The sequence below is a fragment of the Pseudomonas sp. Y39-6 genome, from assembly GCF_023651955.1.
Taxonomy (GTDB): domain Bacteria; phylum Pseudomonadota; class Gammaproteobacteria; order Pseudomonadales; family Pseudomonadaceae; genus Aquipseudomonas; species Aquipseudomonas veronii.
Genome location: NZ_CP069594.1, coordinates 6,174,394 through 6,188,931 on the forward strand (window position 1 = coordinate 6,174,394; position 14,538 = coordinate 6,188,931).

Sequence of the window (14,538 nt, forward strand, 5' to 3'; positions counted from 1 at the left end):
GGACGTACCCAAGTCACAAAGAACTCCATGGAGAGCTTCCGATGGTCAACTGGCGCAATACACGACTCCCTAAACTGGAAGGCGAGGACAAGATCACCAGTGTATTTGAAATGGTCATCAACAAAACCTACGAGCTTGGCTTCCAATTCTGTTCCTTCACGATGAGTTCACAACGACCCACACACCCATGCAAACCGATTTGCCTCAACAACTACCCAAATGAATGGAACTCCCTGTACGACCAGGCCCACTTTTTCGACGTAGACCCGGTTGTCACCCACTGCAAACGTTGCGTACTACCGATTGTCTGGGAGGAAAAAGTGTTCGGCGCCGCGCCGAATTTGTGGGAACTGGCCCGGTCCTCTGGCGTGCATCTTGGATGGACCCAGGCGGTCCACGATTTCCAGGGCGTGTTCAGCATGCTGACTCTGGGACGCAGCAAGGGCGAGGTCAGCCCGGAAGAGCTGTACGAAAAGGCCGGCCAGGTATTGTGGCTCTGTCATGCGATGCATGCGGTGGTCGCACAGAAATATGCCGACAAGCCCAACGCGCCTTCGGCCTGCAAATTGACACCACGGGAGACAGAAATCCTCAAATGGTCAGCCCTGGGCAAAACGGCTGCCGATATCGCCGCCATACTGTGCCTGTCGGAACGCACCATTGGTTTTCATCTCAAAAGCATCTTCACTAAAATGGGCGTCAATAACAAAATCGCTGCGGTGCTCTGTGCCTCGAAAGCAGGCTTGTTTTAACCCGCTTTGAAACACCGCATGTAATCACTCCAAAAAAAAAGTAACATTTACGGCCAACTCTGAGTGTTGACGCAGCCCCTCGGTGCCGCCTCGCAGTTCACTCAGACGGTTCCGCCGGCCGCCACAGCGCCTGCCGAACACCCATCGATTACCCAGAGCCTCCCCCGCCATGCCCCTGCTCGAAAGCCCGTTCGCCCAGCTCGATCTGATCCGCCAACCCGAGCAGCACAATGATCCGCTGCAGGCCTTCGACGCCGCCGACGAGTATCTGCTCAGCTACCTGGCCGAACAGCAACCGAACGCCGCAACTCGCGTGCTGGTGCTTAACGATAGCTTTGGCGCATTGGCCGCCAGCCTTGAGGGCCATGTGCAGGTGACATCCAGCGGCGACTCGTTTCTCGCCGCCCAAGGCCTGGAAAAAAACCTGCTGCGCAACGGCAAGGCGTTCGATGCGGTGTCGTTCATCCCCGCCAGCCAAGTGCCTGTCGGGCCATTCGACCGGGTGCTGATCCGCGTACCGAAAACCCTGGCGCTGCTCGAAGAACAGTTGATCCGCCTGCAGGGCCAACTGGCGCCGGACGCTGAAGTTATCGCCGCAGCGATGGTCAAGCATCTGCCACGGGCCGCCGGTGAATTGCTGGAGCAGTACATCGGGCCGATGCACGCGTCCCTCGCGGTCAAAAAGGCGCGGCTGTTGATCGCCACCGTTGGGGAGCGCCCGGCCGCCGTCTCGCCCTACCCCACCCGTTACGCCTTGGACACTCCAGCCATCGCCCTGCTCAACCACGCCAACGTGTTCTGCCGCGAAAGCCTGGACATCGGCACCCGCGCCTTCCTGCCACACTTGCCCACGGGCCTTGGCAGTGCGCGAGTCGCCGACCTGGGTTGCGGCAATGGCGTACTGGCGATCGCCAGCGCCCTGCAGAACCCGGACGCGCATTACACCTTGGTGGACGAGTCCTACATGGCCGTGCAATCGGCCGCCGAGAACTGGCAAGCGGCCCTGGGTGATCGCGAGGTCATCGTCCGCGCCGACGATGGCCTGGCCGGGCAGGCACCGCAATCGTTGGATGTGGTGCTGTGCAATCCACCGTTCCACCAGCAGCAGGTGGTCGGCGACTTCCTCGCCTGGCGCATGTTCCAGCAGGCGCGCGAAGCGTTGGTGGTCGGCGGCGCCCTTTATATAGTCGGCAACCGTCACCTGGGTTATCACAGCAAGTTGGCGCGGCTGTTCCGGGGCGTCGAGCAAGTGGCCGCCACGCCCAAATTCGTCATTCTCAAAGCGCGCAAATAAAAAAAGACCCCGCCCCTCCAAAGAGGGGCAGGGTCAAAAAACCGTGCCGCAAGGCAACGGGATGGGATGTCAGTGCGTGGTCAGGCCGGCCGCGCTCATGAACAGGCGCATCAGGCTGGCCACGATGAACAGGGCCAGCACGCTGCCGCTCCAGATCATCGCCAACCAACCAAGGCGCCGCCACAGCGGTTGCTTCTCAGCCTGTTCAATCTCGTGCAACGAAGGTTTGCCGGACATGAAACGACCCTCCTAGTGATAACCGTCTTCATGGGTGACCTTGCCGCGGAACACGTAGTAGCTCCAGAAGGTGTAGCCCAGGATGAACGGGATGATGAACAACGTGCCCACCAGCATGAAGCCCTGGCTTTGCGGCGGCGCGGCAGCGTCCCAGATCGATACCGACGGCGGGATGATGTTCGGCCACAGGCTGATCCCCAGGCCGCTGTAGCCGAGGAAGATCAGCACCAGCGTCAGCAGGAACGGCGTGTAGTGCGCGTTGCGCGCCACGGCGCGGATCAGCCCGTACATGGTCACCAGCACCAGGATCGGCACCGGCAGGAACCAGAACAGGTTCGGCAGGGTGAACCAGCGCGAGGCGATTTCCGGGTGCGACAGCGGCGTCCAGATACTCACGATACCGATCACCGCCAGCACCACGAAGGCCAAGGGCCGCGCCAGGTCGTGCATCTGCTCTTGCAACTTGCCTTCGGTCTTCATGATCAGCCAGGTGCAACCGAGCAACGCGTAGGCCACGATCAGCGCCACGCCGCAGAACATCGTGAACGGCGTCGCCCAATCCAGTGAGCCACCGGCAAACTGGCGATCGACCACCGGGATGCCGTCGATGAACGCACCCAACGCGACGCCCTGGAAGAACGTGGCCGCCAGCGACCCGCCGATGAACGCCTTGTCCCACAGGTGACGCTTGTGGTCCTTGGCCTTGAAGCGGAATTCAAAGGCCACGCCGCGAAAGATCAGCCCGATGAGCATCAGCATCAGCGGCAGGTACAACGCCGACAGCACCACCGAATAGGCCAGCGGGAACGCGCCGAACAATGCCGCGCCGCCCAGTACCAGCCAGGTTTCGTTACCGTCCCAGACCGGGGCGACGGTGTTCATCATCACGTCACGGTCGGTCTTGCCGGGGATGAACGGAAAGAGGATGCCGATGCCCAGGTCGAAACCGTCCATGACCACGTACATCATGATGCCGAAGATGATGATCACGGCCCAGATCAGCGGAAGATCAATACCCATCTCAATGCCCCTTATGCTGGAGGTCGACGTGATCGTCATCGCTGCCGTCATCGGCCGCCGACAACGGCCGCGCCGGTGTGCGTTTCTGGCCTGGGCCACCGTGGGTTGGCTCGATGCCGTCGTGGGCCACCGGGCCTTTGCGCACCAGGCGCATCATGTAGCCCAAACCGGCGCCGAACAGCGCGAAGTACACCACCACGAACAGCACCAGGGTGATGCTCATCTGCGCCAGGCTATGCCCGGAGGACGCATCCGCAGTCCGCATCAGCCCGTAGACCACCCACGGCTGGCGGCCGATCTCGGTGGTGAACCAACCGGCGAGAAGCGCGATCAAGCCGGATGGGCCCATCCACAACGCCAGGTACAGGAACGGCCGGGACGTATACATCTTGCCGCCCCGACGCAGCCAAAGGCTGAACAGGCCGGTGAAGATCATCAGGAAACCCAGGCCGACCATGACCCGGAACGACCAGAACACGATGGTCGAGTTGGGGCGGTCCTCAGGCGGGAACTCCTTGAGCGCCGGTACCTGTTTGTCCAGGGAGTGGGTCAGGATCAGGCTGCCGAGGTAGGGAATTTCCACCGCGTACTTGGTTTTTTCCGCCTTCATGTCGGGCCAGCCGAACAGGATCAGTGGCGTCGGCTCGTTGCCGATGTTTTCCCAGTGGCCTTCGATCGCGGCGATTTTCGCCGGCTGGTGCTGCAGGGTGTTGAGGCCGTGGAAGTCACCGATCACTGCCTGGATAGGCGCGACGATCAGCGCCATCCACATGGCCATCGACAGCATCTTGCGGATCGCCGGGTTGTCCTTGCCGCGCAGCAAATGCCAGGCCGCCGAAGAACCGACGAAGAACGCCGTCGCCACAAACGCCGCCGTGGCCATGTGCATCAGGCGGTAGGGGAACGAGGGGTTGAAGATCACGGCCAGCCAGTCCGTGGGGATCACGCGGCCGTCGATGATTTCAAAGCCCTGGGGAGTCTGCATCCAACTGTTGGAGGCGAGAATCCAGAAGGTCGAAATCAGCGTGCCGACGGCCACCATCACGGTCGCGAAGAAGTGCAGCTTGCGCCCCACCTTGTTCCAGCCGAACAGCATCACGCCGAGGAAACCGGCCTCGAGGAAGAAGGCCGTGAGCACTTCATACGTCAGCAGCGGCCCGGTGACGGAGCCGGCGAAGTCGGAGAAGCGGCTCCAGTTAGTGCCGAACTGGTACGCCATGACCAAGCCGGAGACCACACCCATGCCGAAGTTGACGGCAAAGACCTTCGACCAGAAATGGTAGAGGTCACGGTAGGTATCGTTATGGGTCTTGAGCCACAAGCCTTCCAGCACCGCAAGGTAACTCGCCAGGCCGATGGTGATCGCCGGGAACAGGATGTGGAACGAGATAGTAAACGCGAACTGAATTCGGGCGAGATCTAGCGCCTCCAAACCGAACATAAGTCTTCCTCTGTCAGGTAATACCGAATGCTGGCTGGAGGCCGCATCCACTGCCCCCACGGATATGGAGTGTGGCGAATTTCAATTCGTTTCTTTTTTTACCAACCACGTAGGGAGTCAGGCCTTGCGGCCGCCAGAACAAATCCTGAAATAGCTTTGATCTGGATCAATCACAGTCAAAAGAGTAGTCCCATTTTGGTAATTGGCCTGTGTGGTCTTTTGCCGCGTGACAGCTTGCCTCAGCGCAGTTTCTGCAACTGTTTGTTACAGCTTGATGCTAATCTCGGGTTTCCCTACCGCGCTGGCCCGAACTCCCGATGCCCAATGAACCCGCGTTGCTGTTGCGTCACCACCGCCCTTTCATCGCGTTCTGGCTGGCGCGGATCTTCACCGCCAGCGGCTTCCAAATGCTCACCGTGGCCATCGGCTGGAACCTCTATCAACTGACCGGCAACGTGCTGGACCTGGGCCTGGTCGGCCTGGTGGAATTCGTTCCCCGCGTGCTGTTCATGCTGCACACCGGGCATGTGGCCGACCGCTATGATCGGCGCAAGGTGGCGGCTATCTGTCAGACCGTGCAGGCGCTGATTGCCGTGTCCCTGGCCATTGGCGGCCTGACCGGCAATGTGACCCGCGAGATGATCTTTATCCTCGCCTTCCTGCTCGGCGCCGCGCGCTCCTTTGAAATGCCCACCACCCAAGCGCTGCTCCCGAGCATCGTGCCCAGCACGCTGTTCCCGCGCGCCGTGGCCTCGTCGCAATCGGCCCAGCAACTGGCAACCATCGTCGCCCCGGCCCTCGGCGGTTTGCTCTATGCGTTCGGCAGCGTGTGGGTGTATGGCCCGACCGTGGTGCTGTACCTCATTGCCTGCACGCTGACCCTCAACCTGCCCGCGCGCCAGACGCCGCTGAACAAGGCCAAGGCCACGATGGACTCGCTGCTGGCCGGGATTCGCTTTATCCGCAGCCGGCCGGACATCCTCGGGGCGATTTCCCTCGACCTGTTCGCCGTGCTGCTCGGCGGTGCCACCGCGTTGCTGCCGGTGTTCGCCAAGGACATCCTGCTGACCGGCGCCTGGGGCCTGGGCCTGCTGCGTTCGGCGCCGGCGGTGGGCGCGCTGTTGATGTCGTTGTGGTTGGCGCGCTTCTCGGTCGACCGACACGTGGGCCGTGTGATGTTTACCGCCGTCGGAGTGTTCGGGGTGGCGACCATCGCTTTCGGCCTGTCCACCTCGTTCTGGTTTTCCCTGGCGGTGCTGGTGGTGCTGGGCGCCGCCGACATGATCAGCATGGTGATCCGCGCATCCTTCGTGCAATTGGAAACCCCAGACGACATGCGCGGGCGGGTCAGTGCGGTCAACGGCCTGTTTATCGGCGCGTCGAATCAACTGGGCGAGTTCGAATCCGGGATCACCGCCCACTGGTTCGGCACCGTGCCCGCCGTGGTCATGGGCGGGATCGGCACGTTGGTGGTGACCGGGACGTGGATCAAACTGTTCCCGACCCTGGCTCACCGCGACCGCATGCATGTGCCGCTGGACGAAGCCAAGGGCTGAACCTCACCACCAGCCGGTGCGGATATCCGTGACGTTCAGGGCCATTGATCAGCGGATATTGAGCTGGGTATTCAAGGTATTTCGCGGCGCGTTGATCGACGTGTTGCTGTATTCGAACCAGCCTTGGGCTTCGACGTTCAGGTCGAACACATAGATGTAGCCCATCAACGTGCCCGCGCCATTGCAGGCCTGGCTGACGTTGCCGACCTGGCACACCGCAGTGCGTTGCCCGTTGAGTACTGCGCCATTGAAGCGACCCATCGGGTTGTTGCCCAGGCCAACCTCCATCACCGACACCTGGGTAGGCCCACGGTGCGTACACATCTGTGTGCTCTGGGAGCGCTCCGGAATCGTTTCCACACACCCGGCCGACTCGACCTTGAACACCCGCACCTCGCTCAAGGCCGGTGCAGTCGCGCCCCACGCCGGTGCCGCGCCTAACCACGCGCTGATACAAGCGATCAGAGCTAGACTCCACGGGTTGGCTTTTTTCATGCTGTCGATGACCCTGAATTAAACATCGGCGCAGTATGCCTCAAGGCCATGATTCACAGCCATGCGCCACAAAGCCAAGCCCGTGCGCCACACGGCCTCGGCTGCTGGTATGATGCGCCGCTTTTTCCGATCCTCTCTGAAACCACAGGCGCTTGGCGCAATTTGTGCTTTGACTTAGAGGTCAACAAATAACGACGCAACATAGCGTCACAGGGAGCAGGCATGCTGGAAAAGCTGTTTCAACTCAAAGCACACAACACGAACGTGCGAACCGAGATCCTCGCGGGCATCACGACATTCCTGGCCATGGCCTACATTTTGTTCGTGAACCCGAGCATCCTCGGCGAAACCGGCATGGACAAGGGCGCAGTGTTCGTCGCCACCTGCCTGGCAGCGGCCATCGGTTCGACCGTGATGGGCTTGATCGCCAACTACCCGATCGCGCTGGCGCCGGGCATGGGCCTCAATGCCTTCTTTACCTACACCGTGGTCCTGCACATGGGCCATACCTGGCAAGTGGCGCTGGGGGCGGTGTTCATTTCGGCGGTGCTGTTCTTCATGCTGTCGATCTTCCGCATCCGTGAATGGATCATCAACAGCATCCCCCTGCCCCTGCGCTCGGCGATTGCTGCCGGTATCGGCCTGTTCCTGGCGCTGATCGCCCTGCACAACGCCGGGATCGTGGTGAGCAACTCGGCCACCATGGTCGGCCTGGGCGACCTGAAACAACCGGCACCGATCCTCGCCGCCCTCGGTTTCGCGCTGATCGTCGCGCTGGAAGCCCTGGCGGTACGCGGCGCGGTGCTGATCGGCATCCTGGCGGTGACCATTGTCTCCATTCTGCTCGGCGTGACCCCGTTCGGCGGCGTGACCTCGATGCCACCGTCCCTGGCCCCGACCTTCCTACAGCTGGATATCAAGGGCGCGCTGGACATCGGCCTGGTCAGCGTGATCTTCGCGTTCCTGTTCGTCGACCTGTTCGACAACTCCGGCACCCTGATCGGCGTGGCCAAGCGCGCCGGGTTGATGGACAAGGATGGCCACATGCCGAAAATGGGCCGTGCGCTGATCGCCGACAGCACCGCCGCCATGGCCGGTTCGCTGCTGGGCACCTCGACCACCACCAGCTACATCGAATCCGCCGCGGGCGTGAGTGCCGGTGGCCGCACCGGTTTGACCGCGGTCGTGGTCGCGATCCTGTTCCTGCTGGCACTGTTCTTCTCGCCACTGGCCTCCAGCGTACCGGCCTTCGCCACTGCACCGGCGTTGCTGTTCGTGGCCGTGCTGATGACCTCGGGCCTGGCGGAAATCGACTGGGATGACATCACTGTTGCAGCGCCGGTGGTGATCACCGCCCTGGCGATGCCCTTCACTTACTCCATCGCCAACGGCATCGCCTTCGGTTTCATCGCCTGGACCGCCATCAAGCTGCTTTCGGGCCGCTACCGTGAGCTGAACCCGGCGCTGGTGATTCTGTCGATTCTGTTTGTGATCAAGCTGGGCTGGTTCAACGCATGACTTTTGACGCCGCAAGCTACACCGTTCAACTGCAAGACAAGGTCACGCGCTTGCGTGACCTGCTGGCACCGTTCGACGCGCCACAACCTCAGGTCTTCGACTCGCCCCTGCAGAACTTCCGCCTGCGCGCGGAATTCCGCCTGTGGCGCGAAGCGGGGGAACGCCACTACGCAATGTTCTCCCAGGACGACAAGCGCACGCCGATTCTGATCGACGAGTTCCCCATCGCCAGCCAGCGCATCAACCAGTTGATGCCGCAGCTCAAGGCCGCCTGGCAAGCCAGCGCCGCCCTGAGCCACAAGCTGTTCCAGGTGGAGTTCCTGACCACCCTGGCCGGCGACGCGATGATCACCCTGTGCTATCACCGCCCGCTGGACGAGCACTGGCACACCGCCGCGAACCAGCTGGCCGCCGACTTGAACGTGAGCATCATCGGCCGCTCCAAGGGCAAACGCGATGTGATCGGCCATGACTACGTGGTGGAAAAACTCGACGTCGGTGGCCGCACCTTCAGCTATCGCCAACCCGAAGGCGCTTTCACCCAGCCCAACGGGGCGGTGAACCAGAAGATGCTCAACTGGGCATACGACGCACTCGGCGATCGCCCGGACGATCTGCTGGAGCTGTACTGCGGCAACGGCAACTTCACCCTGCCGCTGGCCACCCGCGTGCGCAACGTGCTCGCCACCGAAATCAGCAAGACCTCGGTGAACGCAGCCTTGAGCAACCTCGATGAAAACGCAGTGGATAACGTCACCCTGGTGCGCCTCTCCGCCGAAGAACTCACCGAAGCGCTGAACGACGTGCGCCCGTTCCGACGCCTGCACGGCATCGACCTGAAAAGCTACGAATTCGGCAGCGTCTTCGTCGACCCGCCGCGCGCCGGCATGGACCCGGACACCTGCGAACTGACCCGGCGCTTCGACAACATCCTCTACATCTCCTGCAACCCGGAAACCCTGGCGGCGAACATTGCGCAACTGCATGACACGCACCGGATTACCCAATGCGCGATGTTCGACCAGTTCCCATGGACGCACCATATGGAGTCCGGGGTGCTGTTGACCCGTCGATAACCTCCCTTACGGTTCCTTGCGCGGCCGACCGCCCTTCTTGCCATTGGCTCGGGCGGCGGCGGATTTGGCCGCGCTGCTTTTACGGCCGTTGTGCGACGCCACCAGGCTCACGGCCAGATCCATCAAGGGCTGGCTGGTCGCAATCAGGCCGGTGATGGAAACATGCAGGTCGCGGGCTTCACAGCACAGCGCCTTGCCGCCAAAGCCGACCTCCAATTGCTCGAAGTCCTGCGCGGAAAACCCTTCGAACTCCGGAAGACCGGCCACCGGCAACATGATGCGACTGCCATCGCTGAAGCCGATGGAGATGCAGTCATCCTCGTAACGCACCGAGCAGGCATTGGCGTACACACGCTTCAGTTTGCGCCCCCGCACTATGGCCTTATCGATATCGGCCTCAGTGATCGGTACATCGGGCAAAGTTTTGGCTTTTACGATTTTCATAGATCAATCTCCACACAATCTGGCGCCCTGACCAGATTCAAAAGGGTTCGCTGCCCCGCCACATCGTGTCGGGCGTTTGCAATCACATAGACGCCACGCCGAATGATCAACCCCGGCACCACCTCGTCGGCGTCCCAATCCCAGGAATGGTTCTCCAGGCAAACCGTTTGCAGTTTTTCCCACCAGATCCTTCGTACACGAGCCAGGACGTGTCGCTGCATCAACGTCTGGCGAATGCCCTCCAGAATCCCGGGGGGTGGCCGCCGCCGTTCGGGGTCTACATCCCAAAGCTCCACTCGCCCATCCAGAAAGCTGAAACGAAAACGCGCATCCCATTGCTTTCCCCTGACATGCACGTGAGGCGGGCAATGCTCATCCCTGAGAAACACCGCAATCACATGTCCTTTGTATGTGCCTATTTTCATCTTAACCCATCCGTTAGGTTATTTTCCGCCGGGTAACACTTTTCCATACATCACCCGACAACCGGCTCCTTGATCAGGGCGTTTTTCACAGCGTAGTAACGGCGGGCAAACCGTCGAATACGGTCTTGTAACGACTCATGGCAGCACCTGGAAATGCCCGGTCTCACTGATTAACGGTTCGATAATCGAACACATCTACCGCCATCGATTGACCAAATTAACCATTCAGTACATTTTATCCGCACAACGAACAATAACTGTGGAGATCCCCTTATGCCGCCCATCGTGCTGGTGCTCAACGGCCCCAACCTCAACCTGCTCGGCACCCGTGAGCCCGCCACCTATGGCCATGAAACCCTGGCCGACATCGCCGCGCTGTGTGGCCGCAGTGCCGAGCAACTGGGGCTGACCATCGAATTTCGCCAAACCAACCACGAAGGCGAATTGCTCGACTGGATTCACGGCGCCCGCGCCCGTTGCGCCGGTATCGTGATCAACCCGGCGGCCTGGACCCACACCTCGGTGGCGATTCGCGATGCGCTGGTGGCCAGTGAAGTGCCGGTGATCGAGGTGCATTTATCCAACGTGCATGCGCGCGAGCCGTTTCGTCATCACTCGTTCGTGTCGCCCATCGCCAAGGCGGTACTCGCCGGGTTTGGCAGCCACGGCTATCACCTGGCCCTGGAACATTTCAGCCGCACGGTGAAAGGATGAGCCCGATGAAACCGCGCGTCCTCGCCGGCCTGATCGGCGCCGGCATCCAGGCCTCCCGCACGCCCGCCCTGCATGAACAGGAAGGTGACGCCCAAGGCCTGCGCTACCTATATCGCCTGATCGACCTGGAACCGCTGCAGCTGGACATCAATGCCCTGCCCGACCTGCTGCAGGCCGCCGAGCAGATGAACTTCACCGGGTTGAACATTACCTACCCGTGCAAGCAGGCGATCCTGCCTTTACTCGATGAATTGTCCGACGAGGCCCGGGGCATTGGGGCGGTCAACACCGTGGTGTTCAAAGCGGGCAAACGCATCGGCCATAACACCGACTGCCTGGGGTTCGCCGAAGGTTTCCGACGCAACTTGCAGGATGTCGTTCGGCGACGCGTGGTCCAGATGGGTGCCGGCGGCGCAGGCGCGGCGGTGGCCCATGCGCTGCTGGCGGAAGGCGTTGAGCACTTGAGCATTTTCGACGTGGACGCCAGCCGTGCCCAGGACCTGGCGGATAACCTCGCACACTGTTTCGGCCCGGGACGGGCCCAGGTCGGCACCCATCTGGAAAACGCCATGGCCGAGGCCGACGGGTTAGTGAACACCACGCCGATGGGCATGGCCAAACTGCCCGGCACGCCCGTGCCACCGGCCTTGCTGCACGCGCAATTGTGGGTCGCGGAAATCGTGTATTTCCCACTGGAAACCGAACTGCTGCGCAACGCCCGCGCCTTGGGTTGCCGCACTCTGGATGGCGGCAACATGGCAGTATTTCAGGCGGTGAAGGCGTTCGAATTGTTCAGTGGCGTAGTGCCGGATGCACACAGGATGTTGGCGCACTTCCAGAGCATGAAGAGCTGACGGCCGAAACCGCATCCAAATGTGGGAGGGAGTTTGCCCCTCCCACCGTGAATCCGCGCCAACCTCAGGTTTGCAGGTAACGCAGCACCGACTCGCAAATCATCTGTCGATGCCGCTGCTTAACGGCCTTGTCCGACAGTTCGATCTGAAAAATCTCACTGAACGTATGGCGGTTGGATACGCGATAAAAACAGAATGAGTTGATCAGCAGGTGAACGTCCAGCGGCTCCAGCCCCTCGCGGAACAGCCCCATTTCGGCGCCACGGCGCAAGGTCGTGCCCAGCGCGTCCAGGATGTTGCTGTTCATCGCCTTGATTGAATCGGAGCGCTTCACGTACTCGGCATTGTGGATATTTTCGATGCAGACGATACGCACGAAATCCACGTTCCGGTCGTGGTGATCGAAGGTGAATTCCACCAGCCGACTGATCGCTTCGCGCGGTTCCAGGGCCGTGAGGTTCATGCGTGATTCGGTGTTGCGGATATCGCCGTAGAGCTTCTCCAGCACCTCGACGTACAACTGCTCCTTGCTGCCGAAGTAGTAATAGATCATGCGTTTGGAGGTGTGGATACGCTCGGCGATCGCATCCACGCGAGCGCCGGACAGGCCCTGCTGAACAAACTCGACAATGGCTTCTTGCAGTATGTTTTCGCGGGTCTTTTCCGGGTTGTTCTTGCGACTCTTGCGCGGTGCGTCTGACACTGCGGAGAGATCGGGAGTCAAGGTCATGGTGCGCTCACGGCCGTTTTTTTATTGTGCAGGCCGCGATTATGGGCCGCGGCGCGCCCCGAAGGAAGCACCGGCCCTGCCGTCACAACCGTGCCTGGCGTACCGCACCACTGCGCGACTTGGCCATCGCCGCCAGACGCACCGCCACATTGGCCGCACCGTAGCCGGCGTAGCTATGCTTGCGCTGGATAATCTCGAAGAAAAACCGCCCTTCGAACGGCTCGGTGTACACATGAAACAACTCACCGCCCTGGGCGTCGCGGTCGTACAGCACGTTGTAGTACGCCAGCTCGCTGAGGAACTCGTCGTCGAAATCAAAGCGCGCCGCCAGGTCGTCGTAGTAGTTGAGCGGGATATCCAGCAGCGGCACACCCGCCTCCTTGGCCCGGCGCACTTCGGCGAAAATATCCGCGCAGTCGAAGGCAATGTGATGCACACCCGAGCCGCGATAGCTCGACAGCGCGTGGGAAATCGCGGTGTTGCGGTTTTCGGAAATATTCAGCGGCAAACGAATCGAGCTGCAACGGCTGCGCAGCGCACGGCTTTTCACCAGGCCATACGGATCAGGCAGCACCACTTCGTCATCGGCCTCGAAATCCAGCAAGCTCTTGTAGAACAGCACCCAGCTGTCGAGGCTGTCGGCAGGCAAGGCCATCGCCATGTGGTCGATGCGCAAAAGCCCGCCGCTGGTGGCAGCGCCCGGTTGCAGATTGAAATCGGTGTCGTATACGCCTTCGCTTGGGTCCACCAGGTAAATCAGGCTACCGTCCGGCGCGCGCACCGCCGCCAATTCCAGCTCATTCGGCCCGACCAGGCCACGATACGGCTGGCCCTTGTAGGCCACCGCCCGCTCCAGGGCCTTGGCGCTGTCCTTGACCCGAATCGCGGTGGCGCACAGCGACGGCCCATGCGCCTCGAAAAAGTTGTGGGCGAAGGAGTAGGGCTCGCAGTTGAGGATCAGGTTGATATCGCCCTGACGCAGCAGGCTGACGCTCTTGGAGCGATGCTGGCCGGCCTTGACGAAGCCCAGGCGCTCCAGCCATTGGGTGAGCTTGGCGCCGAGGTTTTCGTCCACGGCAAACTCAAGGAACTCGATGCCGTCGTATTCGCTGGCGGGCGGGGTTTCGAAGAGAATATCCAGCGGTGCGGCAGGGCGTTCTTGCGCCAGGCGTTGGCGGGTTTTCTCTTCCAGGTAGAGCAGCGAGCGCAGGCCGTCCGCCGCGTTGGCTCGGGTTGGTGCGGCGCGGAAGCCGTCGTTGAAGATTTCCAGGGACAGCGGCCCGGTATAGCCGCTCTTGATGATCGGCGCGAGAAAACCCGCCAGGTCGAATTCGCCTTGGCCGGGGAAGCAACGGAAGTGTCGGCTCCACTCCAGCACATCCATGGCCAGGATCGGTGCATCGGCCATCTGCACAAAGAAGATCTTGTCGCCGGGGATCTCGGCGATGGCGCTCGGGTCGCCCTTGAGCGACAGGGTGTGGAAGCTGTCGAGCAACACCCCGAGGCTCGGGTGATCGACCTGACGCACCAGGTTCCACACCTGCTGCCAGGTGTTCACATGCCGGCCCCAGGCCAGCGCTTCATAGCCGATGCGCAAGCCACGGCGGCCGGCGTGTTCGGCGAGCAGGCTGAGGTCATCGAGTAGAATACGTTCATCGCCCACGCAATCGGCCGAGGCGTTGCTGCACACCAGCACCAGGTCGGTGCCCAGCTCGTGCATCAGGTCGAATTTACGCTCGGCGCGCTCCAGGTTGCGCGCCAGACGGTCGCGGCGGCAGCCTTCAAAGTCGCGGAATGGCTGAAACAAGGTGATGGCCAGGCCCAAGTCAGTGCATATTTGCCTGACTTCCCGCGGGCTGCCGTCGTAATACAACAGGTCGTTCTCGAAGATCTCGACCCCATCAAACCCGGCGGCAGCAATGGCTTCGAGCTTTTCCAGCAGGGTGCCGCTCAAGGAAACAGTGGCGATGGAACGTTGCATG

Annotated in this window: 15 protein-coding genes; 7 read left to right on the forward strand and 8 right to left on the reverse strand. The window is 61.4% G+C overall.

All coding sequences use genetic code 11. The features are described from left to right. Positions 1 to 41: 41 nt before the first annotated feature. Together JN756_RS28065 and JN756_RS28070 are read left to right on the forward strand one after the other, a co-directional pair. On the forward strand, positions 42 to 752 hold the full coding sequence (locus tag JN756_RS28065) for a helix-turn-helix transcriptional regulator (protein ID WP_046381979.1): 711 nt from the start codon (positions 42 to 44) through the stop codon (positions 750 to 752). A 169-nt stretch (positions 753 to 921) separates the two neighbouring features. Further along, positions 922 to 2,046 (forward strand): methyltransferase, encoded by a 1,125-nt coding sequence (locus tag JN756_RS28070; RefSeq protein ID WP_057005115.1) that lies wholly within the window; start codon positions 922 to 924, stop codon positions 2,044 to 2,046. A gap of 69 nt (positions 2,047 to 2,115) precedes the next feature. On the opposite strand, the gene JN756_RS28075 is transcribed toward JN756_RS28070, so the two are convergent. The 3 genes from JN756_RS28075 to JN756_RS28085 are packed head-to-tail and all read right to left on the reverse strand — an operon-like array spanning position 2,116 to position 4,744. Beyond that, a complete protein-coding gene (locus JN756_RS28075; RefSeq protein ID WP_017848279.1) occupies positions 2,116 to 2,283 on the reverse strand; it encodes a DUF2474 domain-containing protein in 168 nt (55 codons plus the stop codon). A gap of 12 nt (positions 2,284 to 2,295) precedes the next feature. After that, a complete protein-coding gene (gene cydB, locus JN756_RS28080) occupies positions 2,296 to 3,303 on the reverse strand; it encodes a cytochrome d ubiquinol oxidase subunit II (protein ID WP_046381977.1) in 1,008 nt (335 codons plus the stop codon). Between the two features lies 1 nt (position 3,304). Next, complete coding sequence (locus JN756_RS28085; protein WP_046381976.1) at positions 3,305 to 4,744, reverse strand: cytochrome ubiquinol oxidase subunit I; 1,440 nt, start codon at positions 4,742 to 4,744, stop codon at positions 3,305 to 3,307. Positions 4,745 to 5,061: 317 nt separating this feature from the next. Here JN756_RS28085 and JN756_RS28090 point away from each other — a divergent pair, with 317 nt between their 5' ends. Continuing rightward, positions 5,062 to 6,300 carry an MFS transporter gene (locus JN756_RS28090; RefSeq protein ID WP_017848282.1) on the forward strand — a complete coding sequence of 413 codons (1,239 nt, stop codon included), beginning with the start codon at positions 5,062 to 5,064 and terminating at the stop codon, positions 6,298 to 6,300. A 48-nt stretch (positions 6,301 to 6,348) separates the two neighbouring features. Here JN756_RS28090 and JN756_RS28095 read toward each other — a convergent pair whose 3' ends face one another. Continuing rightward, positions 6,349 to 6,795, reverse strand: a complete 447-nt coding sequence (locus JN756_RS28095; RefSeq protein WP_046381975.1) for a DUF4879 domain-containing protein — start codon at positions 6,793 to 6,795, stop codon at positions 6,349 to 6,351. A 222-nt stretch (positions 6,796 to 7,017) separates the two neighbouring features. On the opposite strand from JN756_RS28095, the gene JN756_RS28100 reads away from it, so the two are divergent. Together JN756_RS28100 and trmA are read left to right on the forward strand one after the other, a co-directional pair. After that, entirely contained in the window at positions 7,018 to 8,313 is a 1,296-nt protein-coding gene (locus tag JN756_RS28100) for an NCS2 family permease (RefSeq protein WP_017848284.1), read from the forward strand. Next, positions 8,310 to 9,389: a tRNA (uridine(54)-C5)-methyltransferase TrmA gene (gene trmA, locus JN756_RS28105; protein WP_057005117.1), complete on the forward strand. Its 1,080-nt coding sequence runs from the start codon at positions 8,310 to 8,312 to the stop codon at positions 9,387 to 9,389. Before JN756_RS28100 ends, trmA begins: the two co-directional genes overlap by 4 nt. Positions 9,390 to 9,395: 6 nt before the next feature. Here trmA and JN756_RS28110 read toward each other — a convergent pair whose 3' ends face one another. Continuing rightward, entirely contained in the window at positions 9,396 to 9,833 is a 438-nt protein-coding gene (locus JN756_RS28110; RefSeq protein ID WP_046381973.1) for a DUF2442 domain-containing protein, read from the reverse strand. Beyond that, positions 9,830 to 10,258, reverse strand: a complete 429-nt coding sequence (locus JN756_RS28115; protein WP_193040357.1) for a DUF4160 domain-containing protein — start codon at positions 10,256 to 10,258, stop codon at positions 9,830 to 9,832. The genes JN756_RS28110 and JN756_RS28115 overlap by 4 nt, the downstream gene beginning before the upstream one ends. 273 nt (positions 10,259 to 10,531) lie before the next feature. Between JN756_RS28115 and aroQ the strand changes: the two genes are divergently transcribed. Together aroQ and JN756_RS28125 are read left to right on the forward strand one after the other, a co-directional pair. Continuing rightward, the gene (aroQ, locus tag JN756_RS28120) at positions 10,532 to 10,972 is read left to right on the forward strand and encodes a type II 3-dehydroquinate dehydratase (RefSeq protein WP_017848288.1); all 441 of its coding nucleotides are present in this window, start codon (positions 10,532 to 10,534) and stop codon (positions 10,970 to 10,972) included. 5 nt (positions 10,973 to 10,977) lie between these two features. After that, complete coding sequence (locus tag JN756_RS28125) at positions 10,978 to 11,826, forward strand: shikimate dehydrogenase (protein WP_046482177.1); 849 nt, start codon at positions 10,978 to 10,980, stop codon at positions 11,824 to 11,826. A 64-nt stretch (positions 11,827 to 11,890) separates the two neighbouring features. On the opposite strand, the gene JN756_RS28130 is transcribed toward JN756_RS28125, so the two are convergent. After that, positions 11,891 to 12,556 carry a TetR/AcrR family transcriptional regulator gene (locus JN756_RS28130; protein WP_057005119.1) on the reverse strand — a complete coding sequence of 222 codons (666 nt, stop codon included), beginning with the start codon at positions 12,554 to 12,556 and terminating at the stop codon, positions 11,891 to 11,893. An 82-nt stretch (positions 12,557 to 12,638) separates the two neighbouring features. Continuing rightward, positions 12,639 to 14,537: a 3-dehydroshikimate dehydratase QuiC gene (gene quiC / locus JN756_RS28135; RefSeq protein WP_201021574.1), complete on the reverse strand. Its 1,899-nt coding sequence runs from the start codon at positions 14,535 to 14,537 to the stop codon at positions 12,639 to 12,641. Between the last annotated feature and the right edge of the window lies 1 nt (position 14,538).

Coding starts and splice junctions, on each gene's coding strand:
- JN756_RS28065 (WP_046381979.1), top strand. CDS start 42: ATGGTCAACTGGCGCAATACACGACTCCCTAAACTGGAAGGCGAGGAC.
- JN756_RS28090 (WP_017848282.1), top strand. CDS start 5,062: ATGCCCAATGAACCCGCGTTGCTGTTGCGTCACCACCGCCCTTTCATC.
- JN756_RS28070 (WP_057005115.1), top strand. CDS start 922: ATGCCCCTGCTCGAAAGCCCGTTCGCCCAGCTCGATCTGATCCGCCAA.
- JN756_RS28130 (WP_057005119.1), bottom strand. CDS start 12,556: ATGACCTTGACTCCCGATCTCTCCGCAGTGTCAGACGCACCGCGCAAG.
- JN756_RS28095 (WP_046381975.1), bottom strand. CDS start 6,795: ATGAAAAAAGCCAACCCGTGGAGTCTAGCTCTGATCGCTTGTATCAGC.
- JN756_RS28075 (WP_017848279.1), bottom strand. CDS start 2,283: ATGTCCGGCAAACCTTCGTTGCACGAGATTGAACAGGCTGAGAAGCAA.
- JN756_RS28085 (WP_046381976.1), bottom strand. CDS start 4,744: ATGTTCGGTTTGGAGGCGCTAGATCTCGCCCGAATTCAGTTCGCGTTT.
- JN756_RS28110 (WP_046381973.1), bottom strand. CDS start 9,833: ATGAAAATCGTAAAAGCCAAAACTTTGCCCGATGTACCGATCACTGAG.
- JN756_RS28115 (WP_193040357.1), bottom strand. CDS start 10,258: ATGAAAATAGGCACATACAAAGGACATGTGATTGCGGTGTTTCTCAGG.
- trmA (WP_057005117.1), top strand. CDS start 8,310: ATGACTTTTGACGCCGCAAGCTACACCGTTCAACTGCAAGACAAGGTC.
- aroQ (WP_017848288.1), top strand. CDS start 10,532: ATGCCGCCCATCGTGCTGGTGCTCAACGGCCCCAACCTCAACCTGCTC.
- JN756_RS28100 (WP_017848284.1), top strand. CDS start 7,018: ATGCTGGAAAAGCTGTTTCAACTCAAAGCACACAACACGAACGTGCGA.
- cydB (WP_046381977.1), bottom strand. CDS start 3,303: ATGGGTATTGATCTTCCGCTGATCTGGGCCGTGATCATCATCTTCGGC.
- JN756_RS28125 (WP_046482177.1), top strand. CDS start 10,978: ATGAAACCGCGCGTCCTCGCCGGCCTGATCGGCGCCGGCATCCAGGCC.
- quiC (WP_201021574.1), bottom strand. CDS start 14,537: ATGCAACGTTCCATCGCCACTGTTTCCTTGAGCGGCACCCTGCTGGAA.